Origin of the sequence: Dietzia sp. IN118 (assembly GCF_032905965.1) — a bacterium.
Taxonomy (GTDB): Bacteria; Actinomycetota; Actinomycetes; order Mycobacteriales; family Mycobacteriaceae; genus Dietzia; species Dietzia kunjamensis.
Genome location: NZ_JAUMSR010000001.1, coordinates 3,072,722 through 3,093,398 on the forward strand (window position 1 = coordinate 3,072,722; position 20,677 = coordinate 3,093,398).

The 20,677-nt window shown below is 71.4% G+C and carries 19 protein-coding genes; 9 read left to right on the forward strand and 10 right to left on the reverse strand.

Annotated features, from left to right (window positions below):
* Positions 1-85: 85 nt before the first annotated feature.
* The gene (locus Q2K20_RS14675; protein WP_007629657.1) at positions 86-1,930 is read right to left on the reverse strand and encodes a pyruvate kinase; all 1,845 of its coding nucleotides are present in this window, start codon (positions 1,928-1,930) and stop codon (positions 86-88) included.
* A 271-nt stretch (positions 1,931-2,201) separates the two neighbouring features.
* On the opposite strand from Q2K20_RS14675, the gene Q2K20_RS14680 reads away from it, so the two are divergent.
* On the forward strand, positions 2,202-2,405 hold the full coding sequence (locus Q2K20_RS14680) for a cold-shock protein (protein ID WP_007629661.1): 204 nt from the start codon (positions 2,202-2,204) through the stop codon (positions 2,403-2,405).
* 159 nt (positions 2,406-2,564) lie between these two features.
* Here the strand turns inward: Q2K20_RS14680 and msrA are convergent, their stop codons facing one another.
* On the reverse strand, positions 2,565-3,242 hold the full coding sequence (gene msrA / locus Q2K20_RS14685) for a peptide-methionine (S)-S-oxide reductase MsrA (RefSeq protein ID WP_069389754.1): 678 nt from the start codon (positions 3,240-3,242) through the stop codon (positions 2,565-2,567).
* A gap of 104 nt (positions 3,243-3,346) precedes the next feature.
* Here msrA and Q2K20_RS14690 point away from each other — a divergent pair, with 104 nt between their 5' ends.
* The gene (locus tag Q2K20_RS14690) at positions 3,347-3,520 is read left to right on the forward strand and encodes a hypothetical protein (protein ID WP_268099086.1); all 174 of its coding nucleotides are present in this window, start codon (positions 3,347-3,349) and stop codon (positions 3,518-3,520) included.
* Between the two features lie 13 nt (positions 3,521-3,533).
* Here the strand turns inward: Q2K20_RS14690 and Q2K20_RS14695 are convergent, their stop codons facing one another.
* Positions 3,534-3,977: an NUDIX hydrolase gene (locus Q2K20_RS14695; protein ID WP_227022110.1), complete on the reverse strand. Its 444-nt coding sequence runs from the start codon at positions 3,975-3,977 to the stop codon at positions 3,534-3,536.
* 158 nt (positions 3,978-4,135) lie between these two features.
* Here Q2K20_RS14695 and Q2K20_RS14700 point away from each other — a divergent pair, with 158 nt between their 5' ends.
* The 3 genes from Q2K20_RS14700 (at position 4,136) to Q2K20_RS14710 (ending at position 7,849) form a co-directional block, all read left to right on the forward strand.
* Entirely contained in the window at positions 4,136-4,738 is a 603-nt protein-coding gene (locus Q2K20_RS14700) for a superoxide dismutase (RefSeq protein ID WP_067714888.1), read from the forward strand.
* Between the two features lie 202 nt (positions 4,739-4,940).
* Positions 4,941-7,004, forward strand: a complete 2,064-nt coding sequence (locus Q2K20_RS14705; protein WP_067714890.1) for a neutral/alkaline non-lysosomal ceramidase N-terminal domain-containing protein — start codon at positions 4,941-4,943, stop codon at positions 7,002-7,004.
* A 77-nt stretch (positions 7,005-7,081) separates the two neighbouring features.
* Positions 7,082-7,849, forward strand: a complete 768-nt coding sequence (locus Q2K20_RS14710; protein ID WP_067714893.1) for an SDR family NAD(P)-dependent oxidoreductase — start codon at positions 7,082-7,084, stop codon at positions 7,847-7,849.
* Positions 7,850-7,969: 120 nt separating this feature from the next.
* On the opposite strand, the gene Q2K20_RS14715 is transcribed toward Q2K20_RS14710, so the two are convergent.
* The 3 genes from Q2K20_RS14715 to Q2K20_RS14725 all read right to left on the reverse strand — a co-directional run bounded on the left by Q2K20_RS14715 (position 7,970) and on the right by Q2K20_RS14725 (position 11,364).
* Entirely contained in the window at positions 7,970-8,689 is a 720-nt protein-coding gene (locus Q2K20_RS14715) for a hypothetical protein (RefSeq protein WP_269502952.1), read from the reverse strand.
* Between the two features lie 287 nt (positions 8,690-8,976).
* The gene (locus Q2K20_RS14720) at positions 8,977-9,528 is read right to left on the reverse strand and encodes a hypothetical protein (protein WP_067714898.1); all 552 of its coding nucleotides are present in this window, start codon (positions 9,526-9,528) and stop codon (positions 8,977-8,979) included.
* Between the two features lie 138 nt (positions 9,529-9,666).
* A complete protein-coding gene (locus Q2K20_RS14725; RefSeq protein ID WP_269502955.1) occupies positions 9,667-11,364 on the reverse strand; it encodes a TM0106 family RecB-like putative nuclease in 1,698 nt (565 codons plus the stop codon).
* A gap of 111 nt (positions 11,365-11,475) precedes the next feature.
* On the opposite strand from Q2K20_RS14725, the gene Q2K20_RS14730 reads away from it, so the two are divergent.
* A complete protein-coding gene (locus tag Q2K20_RS14730) occupies positions 11,476-12,321 on the forward strand; it encodes a DUF6474 family protein (protein WP_067714904.1) in 846 nt (281 codons plus the stop codon).
* Complete coding sequence (locus Q2K20_RS14735; RefSeq protein WP_317176890.1) at positions 12,318-12,962, forward strand: copper resistance protein CopC; 645 nt, start codon at positions 12,318-12,320, stop codon at positions 12,960-12,962. The genes Q2K20_RS14730 and Q2K20_RS14735 overlap by 4 nt, the downstream gene beginning before the upstream one ends.
* 268 nt (positions 12,963-13,230) lie before the next feature.
* Here Q2K20_RS14735 and Q2K20_RS14740 read toward each other — a convergent pair whose 3' ends face one another.
* Complete coding sequence (locus tag Q2K20_RS14740; protein WP_069389401.1) at positions 13,231-14,796, reverse strand: succinic semialdehyde dehydrogenase; 1,566 nt, start codon at positions 14,794-14,796, stop codon at positions 13,231-13,233.
* A gap of 136 nt (positions 14,797-14,932) precedes the next feature.
* On the opposite strand from Q2K20_RS14740, the gene Q2K20_RS14745 reads away from it, so the two are divergent.
* Both Q2K20_RS14745 and Q2K20_RS14750 read left to right on the forward strand, forming a co-directional pair.
* Entirely contained in the window at positions 14,933-15,727 is a 795-nt protein-coding gene (locus tag Q2K20_RS14745; RefSeq protein WP_069389402.1) for a MerR family transcriptional regulator, read from the forward strand.
* A 55-nt stretch (positions 15,728-15,782) separates the two neighbouring features.
* Positions 15,783-16,670: an oxidoreductase gene (locus Q2K20_RS14750; RefSeq protein ID WP_317176891.1), complete on the forward strand. Its 888-nt coding sequence runs from the start codon at positions 15,783-15,785 to the stop codon at positions 16,668-16,670.
* A gap of 133 nt (positions 16,671-16,803) precedes the next feature.
* Here Q2K20_RS14750 and Q2K20_RS14755 read toward each other — a convergent pair whose 3' ends face one another.
* From Q2K20_RS14755 to Q2K20_RS14765, 3 genes are all read right to left on the reverse strand, one after another.
* Positions 16,804-17,868, reverse strand: a complete 1,065-nt coding sequence (locus Q2K20_RS14755; protein ID WP_317176892.1) for a hypothetical protein — start codon at positions 17,866-17,868, stop codon at positions 16,804-16,806.
* Positions 17,869-17,990: 122 nt separating this feature from the next.
* Positions 17,991-19,508: a phospholipase D-like domain-containing protein gene (locus tag Q2K20_RS14760; protein WP_317176893.1), complete on the reverse strand. Its 1,518-nt coding sequence runs from the start codon at positions 19,506-19,508 to the stop codon at positions 17,991-17,993.
* Positions 19,505-20,671 carry an amidohydrolase family protein gene (locus tag Q2K20_RS14765; RefSeq protein WP_067714917.1) on the reverse strand — a complete coding sequence of 389 codons (1,167 nt, stop codon included), beginning with the start codon at positions 20,669-20,671 and terminating at the stop codon, positions 19,505-19,507. Before Q2K20_RS14765 ends, Q2K20_RS14760 begins: the two co-directional genes overlap by 4 nt.
* Positions 20,672-20,677 lie beyond the last annotated feature (6 nt).

Sequence of the window (20,677 nt, forward strand, 5' to 3'; positions counted from 1 at the left end):
TGCTGGCACAGCCCCATCGATCCGAGCCGGTGCGCGGGTAATCGCGGCGTCGCGTGGGTGGATCTCCGGTGTCCGTACCGGGCCGTCAGTCCCAGCTGTCGACGTGACGCATCAGCGGCAGCGCCTTGCGCTGGATCCTGCCCATGCGGGAGTGGATGGCGTCGAGCGTCTCGATCGCTTCGGCCACATATGGGCCCTTGTTGAGCATCACGCACTCGGACCGTTGTGCTGAGCCGGCGTCAGAGATCTCGGCCCTCGACGGCATCCCGGTCTTGGCCAGGGATTCCAACACCTGGGTGGCAAGGACCACCGGCACGCGGGCCGCCTGGCACATCAGTGTGATGTTGCGTGGGATCTCCGATAACGACTCGAAGCCCATCTCCACGGCCAGGTCGCCGCGGGCGATCATCACGCCAACCCTGTCGTGTCGCATCGCCTCGAGCAGAAGGGCCGGCAGTCCGCGGTAGGCCTGCCTCGTCTCGATCTTGAGCAGTAGCCCCAGCGGACGCCCCGATTCGGCGGTGGCCACACGCAGGGCTTCCAGCGTCTCGGCGACGTCCTCGCGGGCCCGGACGAAGGACAGTGCCACCACGTCGGCGTTCCGGGCCGCGAACCGCAGACACTCCCGGTCCTCCGCCGTCAGGGCGGGGGTGCGGACCTCGACCCCGGGGACGTTGATGCCCTTCTCCGACCCGAGCCAGCGACCGCCCTCGCGGCAACGCACCACCTCGAGGCGGGTCCACGGGCCCTCCGGGTCCCCTTCCGGTGATGTGGCGGTGACATCGGCGGCGATCACACCGTCGTCGAACAGCACGTGATCCCCCACCGACAGCGCCTCGACGACCTCTGCCAACGCACAACCCAGGCGGATCTCACCGCCGGGCTCCGGCGGTTCCACCGGGTCCGTGTCCGCGGTGAGCACTATCGTGTCCCCCGTCCGGACCCGGATACGACGCGGCACCGCGGGGATGCCGCTGACCCTGGTGCGGTCGGAGCCGCAGTCGATCATCGTGCCGTCGCGCACCCAGGCGTTGCGGTCCCCTTCCGCCAGTACGCCGTCCGGCCCCGCCGAGACGACGGTGAACCTCCGCCTGCGACCACGCGCATCGGGGACCTCGATCACGTCGCCCGGCGAACGGCCCGCCAGCCATCCCGGTTCAACGCGCACGCACAGAGCCGGGTGGCCATGGGTCAACGGGGGCGTCGGCGCGACCGCGGGGCCGGGGGCTTCACCGGTGAACCAGATCCGGGCGGGTTCGACCACCCTGCCGTCGCTCTGCCTGGTGACCCGAGCCCTTCCGACGGGCTCACCGAGGGCGATCGGCCCGGTCCGGAGCTTGGGGCCGGCCAGATCCATGGAGACCGGGATCGGCCGACCCACCACACGTTCCGCGGCGCGGACGTGTGCGATCATCTTCTCCCACTTCTCGGGCCCGTCGTGCGCGCAGTTGATGCGAGCCAGCCCCATCCCGCGTTCGGCCAGATCCAGGACGAACGCGGGGTCGTCAGCGGCCCCCGACGGCAAGGTCACCATCACGCGCCCCGACCGCCCGTGGCGGGCCCGGCCAAGGAGCTCGTCGGCGTGGGCCGCCAGCACCGCGTCCCCGGTGTCCCGGGCGGCGGCCGTCCTCTCTCGATCCGCAAAAGCGGTCGGATCCTCTCCCCGGAGCGCGGCGATGGCCGCGCGGGCCGCGCCCAGCGACTTCTCGACGTCGTCCTCACAGCCCACAAGCGGCGACACCCCCACGTCGAGGAGGCGGTCCTGCAGGTCCCGCAGGTCGTGGCGGCGCAGTCTCGCGTAGTCGACGAGGTTCAGTGCGCCACCACGATGGGTGGGTGAGACCGAGCCCATCTCGGACGCGCACGCGGCGCGGCCGCGTCTGATGTCGTCGAGGAGCGCGTCCAGTTCACGGGCGAGGTCGGAGTACACCCGCCCAGTCTCACCGCGACCCGGCGGGAGATCGACCCCGTGGCCGGACTCGGCACCACGTGTTCACCCGGCGGTCACCCGGTGGGGGTGACGCACGGGCCCTGACCCTGTATGGTCTTTCTCAGTAGTTGAAATCGTTCGTTGTATTTCTGTAGATCCACCGTCCTCGAGAGAGGGCAGTGCGGCACCGCAGGGAAACACACAGCACGCTCTCTGCTGCAGCACCCGGGACCCCGACAAGCGGGGCACCGACTCTCGAAAGGACGCCAATATGGCTACCGGCACCGTTAAGTGGTTCAACGCTGACAAGGGCTTCGGCTTCATCGCCCCCGACGACGGCTCGGCCGACGTCTTCGCCCACTTCTCTGCCATCCAGGGCTCGGGCTACCGCTCGCTCGAGGAGAACCAGCAGGTCTCCTTCGACGTCGCGCAGGGCGCCAAGGGCCTGCAGGCGGAGAACATCACCCCGATGTGATCTGACGTCAGAGCGATCTGACGTCCTTCGGAATTAACGAGAGGGCCCGGCAGGAGAGATCCTGCCGGGCCCTCTCGCATGTCCGATGCGCCTGACCCCTCGGCGCGACCCTCCGCTCCCGCGCCCGGTCAGGCGCGGGAGCCCCCGGTCAGATGGGGGTCAGATGGGGCAGGCGACGCCGCTGCGCACGTGGCAGTCGTAGCCCCCCGGGTTCTTGACCAGGTACTGCTGGTGGTAGTCCTCGGCGTAGTAGAAAGTGCCGGACCGGACCTCCCCCAGTTCGCCGATCTCGGTGGTCAGCGGGCCATAACCGGCGGCGTCGAGCTCCTTCTGGTAGCCCTCGGCGATGCGGCGGGCCGCCTCCAGCTGCTGCGGCGTGGTGGTGAAGATGGCCGAGCGGTACTGGGTTCCCCTGTCGTTGCCCTGGCGCATCCCCTGCGTGGGGTCGTGCCACTCGAAGAACGTGGCCAGCAGCTTCTCCACCGGCAGTACCTCGGGGTCGAAGACCACCAGCACGGCCTCGGTGTGGCCGCTCGCCCCGGTGCAGGTCTCCTCGTAGGTGGGGTTCGGCGTCCACCCGCCGGCGTACCCGGCGGCGGTGGTCCAGACGCCGTCGAGCTGCCAGAGCACCTTCTCCGCACCCCAGAAACAACCCATGCCGAGCACGATCGTCTCGTGCCCCTCCGGGAACGGCGGGACCATCGGGTTTCCGGTGACGATGTTCGCCGGCGCCACCGGCACCGGGTCGGCGCGGCCCGGGAGCGCCGCCTCGGCGTCGACGACCGTGGTCGCGGTACGCATGGCGGAGTGTCTGATCGCGTCTTGTAGCCAGCCCATGCCGCCAGGGTAACCCTCCGGCCCGTTCGTGATCCGGACGTGATGTGACCAATGCCATAGTCGGCGCTAGGGTGGTGACCAGTTCGACCGAGGGGGAGCTCGACGTGACCGCTACACAGCCCGCCGCGCAGCGCCTGCGCGCCATCCTCGACGGCGAGCCGCCGCAGCCCTTCGAGGGGTCCGGCTGCAGCGATCACGTCCGTCGCCGCAACCTCCACGTGAGTGTCGCCGTCGCCCTGGCGCTCCTGCTCGTGCTCGTCGTCCTCCTGGTGATCTGACCAGGGACGGTCATCACGTCAGACAGTCTCGGGCGACGCGCACCAGCAGCGGGGCCCACGGCGCACAGGCGTCCTCCGGCAGCGTCGCGATGTGGGCCATTTCCGCGGCCGCCACCCAGCGCAACTCCGCTATCTCGGCCCGGTGCTGCTGCCCGCCGTCCACCTCGGCGGCGAAGACCTCGGAGACCAGGGAGAAGCCGGGCTCGTTGGCGGTCGCGGTGTCGAACCGCCCCAGGGGGGTGAGCCGATCGGGGGCGATGGCCACCCCCAGCTCCTCGTCGATCTCCCGGGCGGCGCACGCCCGGGGCGACTCCCCGGCCTCCCACTTCCCGCCGGGCAACATGAACCGGTCGGTGCCCGCCTTGCGGACGGTCGCCACCGCACCGTCGGGTCGGGTGAGCACGACGGCCGACACGGAGATGATGCCGCCGGCCGGGGCCGTATCAGAGTGATCCACGACCCCGATCATGGCAGGCCATCGGCTCGGCTGGCAGCCCGCGGTCGCGCAGCACGACGCACCGGTGGACGGATCACTATGGTGGAGGTGGACGTCGTGACGGGCGCCACGGGGACTCCCGTGCGCAGCCCGCCACCCAACTGAAAGGACACTCCACTATGGCCGAGTACGTTCTTCCCGATCTCGACTACGACTACGGCGCTCTCGAGCCGCACATCTCCGGCGAGATCATGGAGCTGCACCACTCCAAGCACCACGCGACCTACGTCAAGGGCGCGAACGACGCCATCGAGCAGCTCGCCGAGGCCCGCGAGGACGGCAGCATCGCCGCCAAGGCCCCGCTGCTGAGCAAGAACCTGGCCTTCCACCTCGGTGGCCACACCAACCACTCCGTGTTCTGGAAGAACATGTCGCCGAACGGTGGCGACAAGCCCGAGGGCGAGCTGGCCGCCGCGATCGACGCCGAGTTCGGATCGTTCGACAAGTTCCAGGCCCACTTCAACGCCGCCGCCACGACCCTGCAGGGGTCGGGCTGGTCCGTCCTGGGCTGGGACCACATCGGGCAGCGCCTGATCATCCAGCAGCTCACCGACCAGCAGGGCAACATCTCGATCAACATCACCCCGCTGCTCATGCTGGACATGTGGGAGCACGCCTTCTACCTGCAGTACAAGAACGTCAAGCCGGACTACGTCAAGGCCTGGTGGAACGTCATCAACTGGGCGGACGTGGCCGAGCGCTACGCCGCCGCCAAGGGCTGACCGACAGGTCACGCGCCACACGGCTCAGCAGAGCTCGCAGCGGCCCGGGCGGGGATCTCCCCGCCCGGGCCGCTGCCCGTCGGTCGGCGCAGATCGCCCGCCCGCCTCCACGAGACACCCCCCGGACGAGCGTCCACTTGGGTAGCGTCAGCCGCGATGCGATGATGCGAATCACCGCGGTACGCGCACCCGGGGAGAGTCGATGTCCGCCAACCGAACGTCCGCCAACCGAATGGCCGTCAACCGCCGCACCGTCCTGGGCGGGGCCGCCGCACTCGGCGGGGTCGCCGCGCTGCAGTCACTCCTGCCAGCCGTGGCACAGGGCCAGTCCACGGCCATGTACGTCGGCCGCGGCATCGGGGACATGACCGGAGAGCCGCTGGGCGCGGGCATGAACGGGTACGCGGACACCGAGCAGCAGTCCGTCGGGCTGCATCTGCGGCAGCGGGCCCGCGCCTTCGTCTTTGCCGACTCGCCGTCGTCACCCCGGTTCCTCCACGTCACCGCCGAGATCGGTCTCGTCTTCCAGTCGATCCAGCAGGAGGTGCTGCGCCGGTTGGCCGCCGAGTTCGGCGACACCTACCACGAGGGCAACGTGGTCATCACCGCCACGCACACCCACGTGGCACCCGGCGGGACATCCGGCCATCCGATGGTCGACCTGTCGATGCTGGGCTTCCGGCCGGTGACGTTCGAGGCCAACGTGGCGGGGATCGTCGACGCCGCACGGATGGCGCTCCAGGACCTCGCGCCGTCGAGCGTCGGGGTCACCACCGGCGCGCTGCACGACGCCGGCGTCCAGCGTTCCCTCGGGTCGTTCGACCGCGACACCCCCGAGGAGCGGGCGCAGTTCCCGGCGGGGATCGACCCGCGGTCGCAGTCGTTGCAGATCACCCGCGACGGCCGGCTCGTGGGCGTGCTCAACTGGTTCGGCGTCCACGCCACCTCGATGACCTCCCACAACACGATCGCGTCCTCCGACAACAAGGGCTTCGCCGCATGGCACTGGGAGCGGGAGGTGGCCGGGCAGGACTACCTCGACGGCCGCACGCCGGAGTTGGTCACCGCGTTCGCGCAGACCAACCCGGGCGACGTGAGCCCCAACCTCGACCTGGCCCCCGGCCGGGGACCGACGCCCGACGAGTGGCTCAACACCCGGATCATCGGCGAGCGACAGTTCGCGGCCGCGCGCGACCAGGTGGACAAGGGGGTCCGGCCGCTCGGCAACGGGATCGACGTCCGGCACCGCTGGGTGGACATGTCGGCCGTCGAGGTGCGGCCCGAGTTCACCGGCGACGGGCGCCCCCACCGGACGACGGTGGCGGCCCTCGGCGCGTCATTCGCGTCGGGCAGCCAGGAGGACGGCGGCGGCGGGGACGAGCTGCCGTTCGCCGAGGGCGACCGCGGCGGCAACCCCGTCGTCGCCGCGATCACCGACGTGGTGATCCCCGCCTGGCTCCGCGAGGCGCACGGCGCCAAGGACGTCCTGCTCCCGGTGGGCCTCGTACCGCAGGCCGTCCAGCGCGTGTACCCGTTCCACCTCGTACGCCTGGGCGGGCACTATCTGTTCACCCTCGGCTTCGAACCCACCGTGGTGGCTGGTCTACGGCTGCGGCGCACGCTCGCGGCCGAACTCGGCGTGGCCGAGGACCACGTCACCGTCCAGGGGTATTCAAACGCCTACGGGCACTACGTGACGACGCCCGAGGAGTACTCGGCCCAGAACTACGAGGGCGGCGCGACGATCTTCGGGCCGTGGACGCTCCCCGCGATCCAGCAGACGGCCGCGGAGCTCGCCCGCTCGATGCGCGCGGGCACCCCGCTCGACCCGGGCACCTCGGAACGGGACCTCACCGGACAGATCCCCGTATCCCCGCTGGGCAACCCGCTCGTCGACACCCCGGCACCGCTGCGGAACTTCGGCGACGTCCTGGACCCGCCGCTCACGGAGTACCGCATCGGACAGCGGGTCGTGGTGCGGTTCTGTGGCACCCACCCCAACTCCGACCTGCGCCGGGGAGACACCTACCTCGCTATCGAGCGCCGGGAGGGCGACCGGTGGGTACGGGTCCACGACGACGGCGACTGGTCCACGATGATCGTGTTCGAGGGCCTGCTCACCGTGACGAACGCGCTCATCACCTGGGACATCCCGCCCGGCACCCCGGCCGGCGCCTACCGCGTGGTGTACACGGCGTCGGGCCGCGGGATCGACGGGCGTCTGTTCCCCGTTAGGGGGGAGAGCCCGGCCTTCGACGTGCGCTGACGACCGGTCTGGGACACTGGAGGCGTTAATGCTTGCACTTCCTAGTGCTTGCGTCGTCAACAGAAAGGACATCGCCCGTGGACATCAAGGGTGCTTCCGTCATCGTCACCGGTGCCGCCTCCGGCCTGGGAAACGCCACCGCGCGTTCGTTCGCCGAGAAGGGCGCGGTCGTGTTCGGCCTCGACCTCCAGCAGTCCATCGACAAGGCCGTCGAGCAGGGCATCGATGAGGGCATCACCCTCCTCGCCGCTGACGTCACCAGCGAGGACGACGTCAAGGCCGCGATCGCCAAGGCCACCGAGGCCGCGCCACTGCGCGTCGTCGTCAACTGCGCCGGCATCGCCCCGGCCGCCCGCATCGTCTCCAAGAAGGGCGTCCACGCCCTCGACCTGTTCGAGACCGCCATCTCGGTGAACCTCGTGGGCACGTTCAACGTGCTGCGGCTCGCCGCCGAGGCCATGTCCACCCAGGACACGGTCGACGAGGACGGCCAGCGCGGCGTCATCATCAACACCGCGTCCGTCGCCGCCTACGAGGGCCAGGTCGGCCAGATCGCCTACGCCGCCTCGAAGGGTGGCGTGTACTCGATGGGCATCTGCGCTGCACGCGACCTCGCGCAGTTCGGTATCCGCGTCAACACCATCGCCCCGGGCACCATCGAGACCCCGATGCTCAAGGGCCTGACCGAGGAGTTCCAGAAGTCCCTCGAGGCCGCGATCCCGTTCCCGTCGCGCCTCGGCCGCCCGTCGGACTACGCGCAGCTGGCGAACGCGATCGTCGAGCAGGACTACCTCAACGGCGAGAGCTTCCGCATGGACGGCGCCCTGCGCATGGCGCCGCGCTAACTGCCCGCCCGGGACCGGACAAAGCGTCCGGTCCCGTGCGCCGGTACGACGACTGAGGCCCGCCCCCTGCGAAGGGGGCGGGCCTCGGTGCTGTGCCTGGGTCAGGCGGTGCGCACAGGGTCAGCCGCGACCGTTGTCGATCGCGGGGCCGGGGGCCGGCGCGGGGGCGGGCGCCGGAGCTGCGGGGGCCGGAGCGGCACCGGCCGGCGCCCACGGCAGCGGCGGCAGCGGCGGCAGGGCGATACCGGCGGCGGTGAGCGATGCGTGGATCTCCGGGAGGAAGTAGATGCCCGCACCGACGGCGGCGACCGAGCCGAGACCCAGGGTCGCGGGGACGAGCGAGCCCGTGCCGGGCAGGGACCCGGCATCGGAGCCGAGGACGACGGTCGCACCCTCGCCGATCCCCAGCGAGCCGGCGATGGGGGCGTAGAGCGGGGCGAGCGAGCCGGTGGTCGGCTCACCTAGCAGCGCCGAGCCCGAGGTGTCGACCGAGCCGGTGCCCTCGGCCGGGGTGAGGATGTCGACCGAACCGGTGGCCTCGGAGACGGAACCGGCTAGCGGCGCGAGCGAACCGGTGGAGGGCTCACCGAGCAGCGCCGAACCCGAGGTGTCGAGGGATCCCTCGTCGGTGGCGTTGGCATCCAGGATGAGCGAACCCAGGTTCTCGGGGACGGAACCGCCGCCCGAGCTCAGCTCCGACGATCCGGCGGAGCCGATCACGTCCGAGGACAGAGTTCCGAGTTCCTCGGAGCCCTGCGCGTTGGCGACGCCGGTGGCGCCCGAGATGGCCAGGGCAGCGGCGGCCGCGACCGCAGCGGCCTTGCGGGTGGTGAACGTCATTGCGTCTCCTCGTGTGGAAAGGGGCTCCCAGGCGCAGAGGCTCGTGGCCGACCCACCCCGGGGTTGGGGTCTGTGAGACGTGAGAACAGCGTTACGAGACCGAGGTTCATCCGTCCGTTCCCCACCCTAGCCACGAATTCAGGCGATGAACGGTGAGAACTCAGTTAAATCTGAGTTAGTAAGGGGTTCTGAAAGGCGCTCGACCCCTTGCCGTGTGGCCACCCATGCCCCAGCGTCGCCCCGGGGCACCCGCGCGGGGAGCCCCCGCTGGACCTCGCCGACTGCGATCAGATAACCGGCAATGGCGGGAGGACGATGCCGGCGTCCGCCAGCGCCTGCTCGATCTGCGGCGCGAAGTAGATGCCCGCCCCGATGACGGCGGCGGAACCGCCGATCAGCAGCACCGGCCCGAGCGAACCGGATACTCCGAGCGAATCCGTACCGCCATCGGAGCCGATGACGATCGCCGGACCCTCACCGGAGCCCAGTGCGCCGCCCACCGACGCCACGGCCGGCGTCAGCGACCCCGAGGTGGGCTCACCGAAGACGGAACCGGTGGTGTCCACCGACCCGGTACCCGGCGCGGGACTCACTGCGTCGGAACCCGTTGCCTCGTTGACCGAGCCCACGCCCTGCGACACGACCGGGGCGAGGCTGCCGAAAGTCGGCTCGTCGAGCAGCGCGGAGCCCGAGGTGTCGATCAGTCCGGGGTCGACGACCCCCGTTTCCTCCTCGGCCGAGCCGAGGGCGGAGGACTGAGCGTGCGCCAGCCCCACTCCACCGGACAGGGCGAGCGCGGAGACGCCAAGGGCCGCGGCGGCGCGGATGTGCCTCGTCATAAGTCAGTATTCCTTTCGGGAGAAACGCCGACACTTCGGCGATACTTAACAATTCTTATCATTTCGCCGTGAACACCCCGCGCGACCACCGGGAGAATGCCCGCGCATGAGGGGTCCAACGCCGAAGTAGACATACGTTCAGAGCTGGTGGCCGCCCCAGCTCGAGCGGGAGATCCACTCCCGCACAGCGCGAGTGGCCCGGACGTCGTCCTCGTTGTAGGTGAGGATGCGGTTCCGGCCGGCATCCCGCTCGACGCCCCTCGCCGCCTGCGCGTCGCGGTACCACCCGAGCGAGGCCTCGCCGCAGGCCTCGGGATCTCGCCACGCGAACCCGGCGGCCGGGGCGACCACCTTCAGCCCGAGGCCCGAGGTGGAGACGAACTGGGTGGTGACCGCCTCGTGGACGTCCACCCAGAGCGGGGAGGAGATGAAGCGCCGGACCTCGGCGACGGAGGGAACCCCCTTGACGACGGCGAGGGTGCCCTCCGGCCCGAACCTGCCGGCCGACGAGAGCATCCACCCGTTCTCCGCGGACCGTGAATAGCAGTAGGCCCGGAACGACCGGCCCTGACCTGCCGCCCTGTCGCGGATGCCGGTGAGCCAACGCCAGAACTCCGCGAACGACCGCCCCTCGTCCGGATCCGGCAACCGGGCCCAGGTGGCGAACGGCCTGTAGCCCTCGGCCTCCAGGGGCCGCCCGTCCCTCAGCGTGAGCAGGGTCCCCCACAGATAGGCGCCGTCGTCGAGGTGACTCTCCAGGTCGACGTCCACCTCGATATCCGCACGCGGAATGCTCGGCCGCGCCACCTTGGGAACCACCACCTCACCGTCGCGGTGTGCCCTCGCCCGCAGGACCGCGTCCGAGAACGGCTCGCCGTTCCAGTCCGTGGGCCGGTCCGGTCCGGCCACCGCCAACTCCGCGACCGTCCGGATCCCCCGGGCCCTCAGCGACCCGACCTGTCCGCCGCCGACGACGAGACTGACGTCATCGGCCACGACGAGCCGGTCACGGCAGCCCTCGACGGGCCCGTCCCGATCGTCCCAGCCCTCCCACCAGGGGCAGGTGCGGCATTCGCCGATCCGGCTGGGTTCGGTGTCGAGCTCACCGCGCACCACCGCCAGCCGCGTGGCGTGGGTGCGGTCTGCGGCGTCGAGCACCGGCCCCAGGTCGTGCACCACCGCGCGCGCCGAGCCCAGCCCCAGCACCGCGCCCACCGGGGACTCCGCCGCGTGCCCCACGGCGGCGAGCAGCCGCCACGCGTGGACGAGCCGGTCCAGATCCGCGGGGTGACGCCGCACCCGGAGAGCGGGGTCGGGCGCAGGGGACCAGTCGAGCAAGCGGGTCACCGTCGCCGTCGACGCGGTCCTCCCCCGCCGCGGATCGACCACCTTGTGATTGACCACCAGCACCGGCGTGTACCCGCCGCCGGGCACGGCCGCCAGGGTGCACCGGAGGCCCGCCCGGCCCTCGTGCGGATCGGCGGGAAGAGCCGCGCCCCACACCAGCGTCGCCCCGTCGGCCAGGGCCCGGAGTGTCGCGCTCTCGTCGTCGTCGCCCGGTACGTCCCCCGGCAGATCGGTCCAGTGATCCCCCACCACGTCCACCACCACGGTGTCGGGGCGCGCGTCCCGCAACGCGCGCTCCCGCAGGCCCGCGCGTCGATCGGCCGCCGCCATCGCCCGCAGACGCACGCCCTCGTCGAGCGGCGCCGTCCGCCACCACCCCGGTCGCGCATCACGTTCCCGGGCCACGCGGTGCAGACATCTGGCCCCCGAGGCCGGCCCCACCACCGCCGCATCGGGGGCGCGGTACGTGGTGCTGCCGGCGTCCTCCATCGCCGTCCATCATGGCCCAGCCGCGGCCCACACGACGGTCCGGTCCTCAGTGCGGGCCGATTCGCCTAGGCTGGAGACCTGATGTCCGCGACGAGAGAAGGATCGACGCCCATGGGCAAGCTGACGACCTACCGCGACAAGCGTGCCGAACTCCGCGCCCATGCTTCGGCGCTCAAGTCCACGGCCATGAAGGAGGCCAAGCTCGCGGCCAAGGAGACGCGGAAGAAGGCCAAGGAGGCGCACCGCGTGGAACTGGCCGAGGCCAAGGAACGCGCCAAGCTCGAGCGCAAGAACGCCGAACGCAAGGCGAGGCGCGCCGAGAAGCGGGCCGAGAAGCGTGACAAGCTCGACCGCAGATCCGCCAAGCGGAACCGCAAGAACGAGAAGGTCCACGCCAAGCAGGAGCGCGCCACCATCAAGCGCGAGGCCAAGCTGCTGGCCAAGGACCGCAAGCTCGCCGAGAAGATCGACTCCGCCGGCCGCAAGCACGAGTACCAGCTCGCCGAGATGGAACTCAAGAAGCTCGAGGGCACCAAGCTCAACAAGGATGACCTGCAGCGGTGGCTGAGCATGGCCAAGGTCGCCACCCCGGTGCTGCTGCCGATGGTCTACAAGGCCGTCTCCAACGTGCAGGGATCGGCCGGCAAGCCCTCCGGCCCCGGAGGCGTGGACCTCGAGGCCGCCGGCATCAACGCCACCGGCCCCGGCGCCGCCCTCGGTGTACGCATCGTCCGCCTCGAGCAGACCCTCGACCAGCTCGACGTGAGCCGCGGGAGCGAGCGTGAGGTCAAGGACTTCATCTCCTCCACCCGGGCCAGGCTCACGGACCTGCGGACAGCGGTCGAGACCGCCGAGACCACGCCCACCGCGCAGCGGCGCGAGATCCACTCGTCGATCTCGGGCGAGCTCGACCGCATCAACAAGGACATCTTCGCCCGCCTGGGCGTCAAGGCGTGACGGCACTGCGGGGGTGCGTGGCGTCCGTGGCGGTCGCTGCCGCCCTGGTCGGCGGCGCGGCCGCGCCCGCGGTGGTGCTCGCCCCGGTCGCCGTCGCCCACTCCGTATTGGTCTCCATCGATCCGGAGGACGGGTCCGAGCTGGACACCCCGCCCGACGAGATCGTGTTGACCTTCAACGAGGAGATCAACCAGAGCTTCGCCTCCGTCGCCGTGACCGCCGGGGAGAACCGGGCCAACCGGGTCGTGGGCGACCCCTCGGTGGCGGGCGAGACCGTCACTGTCGACGTCGATGAACTCGAGCCCGGCCCCTACACCGTCGGCTACCGGGTGACCTCGTCCGACGGGCACGTGGTGAGCGGGTCGTCGGTCTTCACCGTGACGGGCGGGGCCGGCGGCGCGGAGGCCGGCGCAGAGTCCGGCTCGCAGCCCGCGGCCGGCGGGGAGCCCGGCTCGCAGCCCGCGGCCGGTGGAGACGCCTCCCCGGCGGGCGGGTCCGACACCGGGGCCGGCGACGAGGCGGGCGTCGCCGATGAGACCTCGGGCGAGGACACCGGCGTCAGCCCCGCGATCTGGGTCGTCGGCGGACTGGCGATCCTGCTCATCGGTGGCGCGTTCGTGCTGCTGCGCCGCGGTAACTGACGGGCGGGCACGCCGAGCGGCGAGCGGTGCAGCCGCTCCCCTGCCCGGCGTCTCGCTCCCGCGCCTGTACACGTCAGCCACACCCGCGTCCGCGCGTGGCGTCTGGCCTGCCCCTCGGGGCGCGCGAGACGCCATGCCCGGACGCGGCTGTATCACGAGATCGAGCGGCCGTATCACGAGTCGGGCCGCGGCGGCAGCACGAGGCGGGCCGGGGCGGCCGCGGGCTCCCGCCACTCGCGCGGGCCCGGCCACCCGCGCGAGCTCCCGCCTACCGCCCCGGCAGGAAGCGCATGGCGTCGGTGGCGGGCGCGAGCAACTGCTGCCACCGCGTGCGGGGCAGGAACGACGGCCCGCCCATGTGCACGACGCGCTGAGTGGCGATCGTCTGCGCCTCGGTGTACTTGAGCAGTCCCTCGTCGCCGTGGCGTCGGCCCACACCGGAGGCGCCCATGCCGCCCATCGGGCCCGCGACGGAGCCCCAGCCCGCGACGTAGCCCTCGCCGACGTTGACGGTGCCGGTCCGCAGGCGCGCCGCGATCTGCTCGCCCTCGGAGTCGGACCCCGCGAACACCGACGAGTTGAGCCCGTACTCGGTGTCGTTGGCCTCGGCGATCGCCTCCTCGACCGAGTCGACCGGGTAGATCGACACGACCGGGCCGAAGGTCTCCTCGCCGTAGCAGGTCGCGCCGGAGGGCACGTCGGTGAGCAGGGTCGGCTCGTAGAACAGCGGGCCCAGGTCCGGCCGGGCGCGTCCGCCGGCCAGGACGCGCGCGCCCTTGGCCACCGCGTCGTCGACGTGTGCGGAGACGGTGTCCAGCTGGTCACGGGAGATGAGGCTGCCCATCTCGGCCTCGAAGTCGTAGCCGGGCCCCACGCTCATGGACTGCACACGCGCGGTGAGCTTCTCGATGAGCTGCGGCGCGACGGAGCGCTCCACGTAGACCCGCTCGACCGAGATGCACAGCTGACCCGAGTTGGAGAAGAACGCGCGCGTGGCGACCTCGGCCACCTCGTCGAGGTCGGCACCCTCGGTCACGATCATGGCGTTCTTCCCGCCGAGTTCGGCCGAGAACCCGATCAGGCGCTCGCCGCACTGGCGGCCCAGCGTGCGGCCGGTCGCGGTGGAGCCGGTGAACATGAGGTAGTCGACGTTCTCCACGATCGCGCCGCCGACGGTCCCGCCCGAACCGGGCACCACCTGGAACAGGTCGCGCGGCAGGCCCGCCCGGTAGAGCATGTCGGCGGCGGCGAGGGCACAGAACGGCGTGATGGAGGCGGGCTTGATCACCACGGCGTTGCCCGCGAGCAGGGCGGCGAGCGCGTCGGTGGCGGCGAGGTTGAGCGGGTAGTTCCACGGCGCGATCACGCCCACGACGCCCTTGGGCTGGCGGCGCACCACGGCCTTGGTCAGTCCCGGCAGCATGCCCTGGACGCGCTTGGGGGCGAGCAGCCCGGGCGCGGTCCGGGCGTAGTGACGCGCGGTGATGAGGCAGTCCAGCACCTCCTCCTGTGCGGAGGCGCGGCTCTTGCCTGTCTCTGCCTGCACGATGTCCATGAGTTCGCCGCGGTTGCGCATGATCTGCTTGGCGAAGCGGGTGATGACGGCGACCCGGTCGGCGACGTCTCGTTCGGCCCACGCGACCTGCGCGGCCCGGGCCCGCTCGACGGCGGCGGTGACATCGTCGGCGGTGCCGGCGGGGATCTCCGCGAGCGGGTCACCGGTGAAGACCTCGGTGATCATCGCCGACGGGCGGCTTGAGGGATCGGCCCGGAATTCGGGGATCGCGACGAGGTCGCGGAGACGGTCGTACACATGGGGCGCGGGTCGGCTCATGGCACCGAGGCTACCGGCGGGTAAGGAAGAGCGGTACCGCCTGCCACCGTTCTTCGCCCGCCGGTCGCGGAAACCCGGGCTTGACCCTGACATCGCGTCAGGCCCCACGCTCGTGGATGTGAGAGATGCTGGAGACATGACGACGAGAGACGGGCTCACCGTGGGAGCGGTCGCCGCGCTGGTCGGGGTGAGCGTCCGGACCCTGCACCACTGGGACCGGATCGGGTTGGCGCCGGCGAGCGGCAGGACGTGGTCGGACTACCGGGTGTATGACGACGACGACGTCGCCCGCCTCCACCGGATCCTGGTCTACCGCGAGCTGGGCTTCCCGCTCGCGGAGATCGGGGACCTGCTCGATGACCCGGAGGCCGACGCCCTGGCTCACCTGACCCGCCAGCGGGAGCTGCTGGTCGGACGCATCTCGCACCTGCAGGAGATGGTCTCCGCAGTCGACCGCATGAAGGAGGCGATCGATATGAACGCACCACTGACCCCTCAGGACAGGGCCGAGATCTTCGGCACGGACTGGAAGGAGGAGTACCAGGAGGAGGCCGAGCACCGCTGGGGCGACACCCCGCAGTGGGCGCAGTCGCAGGAACGCACGGCGCGCATGTCCAGGGAGGACTGGAAGCAGGTCAAGGCCGAGGGCGACGCGCTCAACGTCGACCTCGCCGCCGCCAAGCGTGCCGGCATGGACCCGGGGGCGCCGGAGGCCGCGGAGCTGGCCGAGCGCCACCGCGCATCGATCGGGCGGTTCTACGACTGCACGCATGCGATGCAGGTCTGCCTGGCGCGGATGTACGTCGAGGACCCACGCTTCGCCGAGACGTACGACGTGCACGAGCCGGGCCTGACTCAGTGGCTGGTCGCCGCCGTCGAGGCCAACGCCCGGGCGCACGGCGTCGACCCGGACACCGCCACCTGGGAGTGAACTGCCCCGCATGAGCCGGTGGGCGATGTCGGACGGCGGACGTACCCTGGCCCGCATGAGCCGATGGACCACCGCCGACATCCCTGACCAGACCGGCCGGACCTTCGTGGTCACCGGGGCGAACTCCGGGCTGGGCCTGCAGTCCACCCGCGCGCTGACCGACGCGGGCGCCCGCGTGATCATGGCCTGCCGCGACACGGGCCGCGCCGAGACGGCCCGCGCGGGGCTCGCGTACCCGGAGCGCGCCGAGGTCGTGGAGTTGGATCTGGCCGACCTCGAATCCGTGCACGCGGCGGGTGAGCTGCTCGCGGGCCGCTCGCCCGACGTGCTCCTCAACAACGCGGGGCTGATGAACATCCCGCGGTCGCGCACCGCGCAGGGCCACGAGATGCAGTTCGGCGTCAACGTCCTCGGCCACTTCGCGCTCACCGAGCACGTCGCGCCGGCGCTCACCGACCGGGTGGTGTGGCTGGGCTCGATGATGCACCGCTTCGGCACGGTGGACCCCGACGACCTGGACTGGACCCGTCGCCGCTACGCCCCGATGCCGGTGTACGCCGCCTCCAAGCTGGCCTGCGTCATGCTCGCCTACGAGCAGCAGCGTCGCCTCGAGGCCGCGGGGTCACCGCTGAGGGCGGTGGCCGCGCATCCCGGGTACTCGGCGACCAATCTGCAGTACCGCAGCGGCAGTCGCGTGCAGGACCTGCTGATGAAGGGCGTGGAGAAGATCCCGTTCCTCGTGCAGCCGGCCGAGCGTGGGGCCCTGCCGCAGCTCTACGCCGCGACCGTGGAGTCCGTCGCGGGCGGCGCATACATCGGCCCCGACGGCCCCGGCGAGCTCACCGGGTACCCGACGACCGTGAACTCCACCAAGGCCTCGCACGACCGCGAGGTCGCGGCCGCGCTGTGGGACCGCTGCCGGGAGATGAGCGCGCAGGGGTGAGTGGGCAGGGGTGACCGCCCGCGGGTAACCGCGGGCAGCGCGGCCTTCCGAGGGGCCTTCCGCTTGGCCTTCCGAGTGGCCCCGCAACGATCTGCCCGGGCCCGCGGGAGGGGCCGACGACGAGGCCGGGCCCCTACGCGCGCCGGCGGGCGAAGGCCAGCAGCAGCCCGCCCAGCAGAATCGTCCCGGCGGCGACGCCGACCAGCGCGGTGGTCGCCACGCCGGTCACGGCCAGCTCCGCGGGGGCAGACAGCTCCGCGGGGGCCGACAGCTCGCCGGGTCCTGCGGCGGCGTTCCCCGCGGTCGTGGCGATGGCGGCAGGCGCGGCCGCGGCGCCGAGGGTCGCGTCCACACCGCCGGTTCCGCCCTGCGTGTCCCCGGCGGGACCGTTCGCGCCGACCGGGGAGATGTCGGCCTCGTCGTCGTCGACCTCACCGTCGTCGACCTCGCTCGTCGCGTCCTGCCCACCGTCGGCGGCCGCCGCCTCGGCCTCGGCACGACGGCGCTCGTTGTCCTCGAACGGATCCTGCAGCGCGGCGATCTGGACCGCCTCGATGCTTCCCGCCAGCGCGCCGGGCAGCTCGGTGCCGGCGGCGTCCGCGGCGTCGGTGAGCAGCGCGCCGCCCTCGGCCGAGCCCTCGACCAGCCCGTGCCAGAAGTCCAGCTCGTGCGGGTAGAGCGCGCCGGCCTCCTGCCGCTCCCCCAACGCCGTGAAGAAACCACCCGCGAACTGCAGGCTCAACACGGGGAAGATGTACTCGGGGATCGCGATCGATCCCAGCCCGATGGTGCCCGACCCGATCGACCCGGTCGGATTGGCGTAGACGGAGCCCGGCAGGCTCCCCGAGGACGCCACGGACGCCGCCGCGGACCCGCCGGCCGACCCCAGTGCCTCGAGCGGCGCCACCGAACCGAGGGTCTGCCCCAGAGACAGTCCGGCGTCCGCCACCGGCGCGCTACCCGTCTCGCGCAGACCCTCGGACCCGAGCGCCCCACCGCCGATGACGATCTCCTCGGGCAGCTGGCCGATCAGTTGGTCCACACTGCTGTTGCTCGTCTCCGCTGGCAGCGCTGAACCCGAGCCCGAGTCCCCCTGCGCGTACGCCACGGCGGGAACCGCGACGGCCGCCACCACGGCGGTCGTGACGGCGGCGCCGAGGCGCCTGGTCCGGACTCCGGAACCACGGGTCTGGGGCATCGGGAACAGCCTCTCGTCGCAGGCGGGCCTGTGCGACCCGCGCACGCTGAGCGTACTACTGCGATGCCGCCCGCCTGTAGAGCCCGCTGCCGGACCGGACCCGATCCGCCGCCGGACCCGGCCTACTGCAGGGCCGAGGTGAGACGCGCGACGTTGTCGACGTACCGCCCCGGCCACGGCCGGCTCATCCACGTCTCGATCCCCAACGTGGTGCAGTCCTCGAGGTAGGAGTCCACCACGTCGTTGAGTTCCGCGACCGCCTCCCCGCCCAGGACCAGCAGACTGATCTCGAAGTTGAGATTGAACGAACGCTGGTCCATGTTGCTCGAGCCCACGATCCCGGCGTAGTCGTCGATCAGCACCGTCTTGGTGTGCAGGACCGCCGGGGAGCGGAAGCGGTGGATCACCACCCCGGCCTCGAGCAGCGCGCGGTAGTAGGACCGCTGGGCGTGGTGGACGAGGAACTGGTCGGCGTGCTCGGGGACGAACAACTCCACCCCCACCCCGCGGAACGACGCCGACGTGATGGCGTGCAGTAGAGCGTCGTCCGGCACGAAGTACGGGCTGACGATCCGCACCCGCTCACGTGCCTGGCCGATCAGCTGGGTGAACATCCGAAGCCCGGGCTGCGTCCTGTACCCCGGGCCGGACGGGACCAGCTGGAACGCGCTCACCGGGTCGCCCGCCGTGGGATCCCCGCCCTTGCGTCCGGGCGCCAGTGGTGCGCCCTGCGCCACGTCCTCCAGCGTGCCGATCACCTCGCCGGACTCGGAATACCAGTCCACCGCGAACACGCTGTCCATCGCCTGGACGATCTCCCCGCGGACCTCCATCATCAGATCGACCCACTCACGGCCGAGCCGGGCGTTGCGTGAACTGCCGTAGTGGCGCTCGATGAGGTTCTGCGACCCGATGAACCCGTGCACCCCGTCCACGATGAGCATCTTGCGGTGATTGCGCAGGTCCGGCCGCCTGAACCGGCCACGGAACGGGTTCACCGGCAGCATCAGGTGGAACTCCACCGGGGTCCGCCGCAGCCGCTTCCGGAGCTTCGTGAACCCCCGGTAGCGCAGTGACCCGAGGTGGTCGACCAGCACCCGGACCACGACCCCCCGATCGGCGGCCTCGACCGCGGCGGTGAAGAACTCGTCGGTCTCGGAGTCCCACGACTGCGCGTAGAACTCGATGTGCACGTGGTCCCGGGCGGCACGGACCGCCTCGGTCATCGCCGCCAACGACCGCGTGTAGTCCGAATGCAGGCCGATGAAGTCCCCGGACATGGCGGGGATCGCGGTGAGGGTCCGGTTCATCTCCAGGATGGTCCGCACCCCGGGCCCCACGCGCACTCCGTCGGGAACGGTGGGCCGCTTCTCGAGCGCCCTGGCATAGAGATGGTTCGCCTCGGCCTGGATGAGGTGCCGTCGCCCGGTGATGTAGGGATTGCCCAGCAGGAGGAACAACGGCACCCCCACCACCGGGATGAAGAGGATGGCGAGCAGCCACGCCTGCGACGACGACGGCTGCCGGTTCTCGGGGACCATCCCCAGCGCGAGGATCTTGATGACGTACTCGGTGATGAGCAGGCCCGAGGTGACCCCTGCCGGGAAGGACAGGTCGAGACCTACCACTGTGGGGTTCACTTCGTCTGTCGGGTCAGGACAGTCCCGAGGGCGAGGGCACGGGGGTCGATCACCGTTCCGCCCCGCATCGTCCACCGCACCACGCCCGCCAGGGCACGCTGGGCGTACACCGAGTCCGCAGAGCCCAGCTCACGGGTCCCGGGCAGGACGACGAACGCGTCGTCGTCGGCGACCGCGGCGAGGTCCGCGCGCAGGCCGACCCGGATCTCACCGCGGTCCCGCAGGCCCACGACCCCGGCGGTGCGCGTGGCCATCCACCCGGCGACATCAGCGAGATCGAATCCCCGGCGACGGGCCTCGGTCCACACGACCGACAGCCCGAGGCGGGCCGAGGCCACGGCGTCGATCGTGCCGTCGCGCAACGCCTCCCACAGCAACTCGCGGTTGGCGGCGTCCCGGATCGGCGGGTCGAGCCGCGCGACCGCAGCGCCGCCGTGGGTGACCTCGGAGACCAGCGCCAGCATGTGCGGGCTGGTGGAGGCGGTCACGGCCAGCCCGTCCGCCCTGGCCTCGCGCAGCAGGGGCAGTTCCTCGTGGTCGGACACCGCCCGGACGTGCAACCGGCCACCCGTGCGCCGGCAGACCTCGAGAAGCCCGGGCAGATCGTCCACCCCGGCGTCCACCGCGAACAGCCCGCCGGCCTCCGCGACCTCCTCGGCGGCCGCCACCACCTGTACGGAGCCCAGGGTCGGCGCGCCGGCGACGCCCTTGCCGGCGGCCACCGCCGACACCCCGAACACGCCACGATCCAGCAACGTCCCGAGCCCGCCGAGATTCCCCGGAACCGCCGCGCCCCACAGGCCGACGTCCACCGTGGACTCGCCGGTCACGTCCTGTCTCCAGCGGTCCACGTCCTCGGGGGTGATCGCGACCGGGTCGCCGTCGGTTCCGTAGTCGATCACCGAGGTGATCCCGCCCTGAGCCGCCGAACGCGTGCCCACCGCGACGTCCTCGGTACTGACGTGCGGGTCGACGAGTCCCGGCATGAGGACCACGTCATCACCGAGCGCGATCGTGTGGTCGCCCGCCAGACCGATGTCCCGCGCCTCCGACCCCGTCCGCACCGACGAGATCACTCCCCCGTCCACCGTGACCGCCGCCTGTTGGATGCGATCGTCGATGACCGCGCGCCGGGCGTGGATCAGGAGTTCGTACTGGGCCACGGGTGG

What these genes read in the sequence shown, in the direction of transcription:
- Q2K20_RS14745 (WP_069389402.1), top strand. Translation starts at nt 14,933, where the DNA reads ATGACGACGAGAGACGGGCTCACCGTGGGAGCGGTCGCCGCGCTGGTC.
- Q2K20_RS14700 (WP_067714888.1), top strand. Translation starts at nt 4,136, where the DNA reads ATGGCCGAGTACGTTCTTCCCGATCTCGACTACGACTACGGCGCTCTC.
- Q2K20_RS14725 (WP_269502955.1), bottom strand. Translation starts at nt 11,364, where the DNA reads ATGGAGGACGCCGGCAGCACCACGTACCGCGCCCCCGATGCGGCGGTG.
- Q2K20_RS14720 (WP_067714898.1), bottom strand. Translation starts at nt 9,528, where the DNA reads ATGACGAGGCACATCCGCGCCGCCGCGGCCCTTGGCGTCTCCGCGCTC.
- msrA (WP_069389754.1), bottom strand. Translation starts at nt 3,242, where the DNA reads ATGGGCTGGCTACAAGACGCGATCAGACACTCCGCCATGCGTACCGCG.
- Q2K20_RS14705 (WP_067714890.1), top strand. Translation starts at nt 4,941, where the DNA reads ATGTCCGCCAACCGAACGTCCGCCAACCGAATGGCCGTCAACCGCCGC.
- Q2K20_RS14730 (WP_067714904.1), top strand. Translation starts at nt 11,476, where the DNA reads ATGGGCAAGCTGACGACCTACCGCGACAAGCGTGCCGAACTCCGCGCC.
- Q2K20_RS14755 (WP_317176892.1), bottom strand. Translation starts at nt 17,868, where the DNA reads ATGCCCCAGACCCGTGGTTCCGGAGTCCGGACCAGGCGCCTCGGCGCC.
- Q2K20_RS14740 (WP_069389401.1), bottom strand. Translation starts at nt 14,796, where the DNA reads ATGAGCCGACCCGCGCCCCATGTGTACGACCGTCTCCGCGACCTCGTC.
- Q2K20_RS14750 (WP_317176891.1), top strand. Translation starts at nt 15,783, where the DNA reads ATGAGCCGATGGACCACCGCCGACATCCCTGACCAGACCGGCCGGACC.
- Q2K20_RS14680 (WP_007629661.1), top strand. Translation starts at nt 2,202, where the DNA reads ATGGCTACCGGCACCGTTAAGTGGTTCAACGCTGACAAGGGCTTCGGC.
- Q2K20_RS14715 (WP_269502952.1), bottom strand. Translation starts at nt 8,689, where the DNA reads ATGACGTTCACCACCCGCAAGGCCGCTGCGGTCGCGGCCGCCGCTGCC.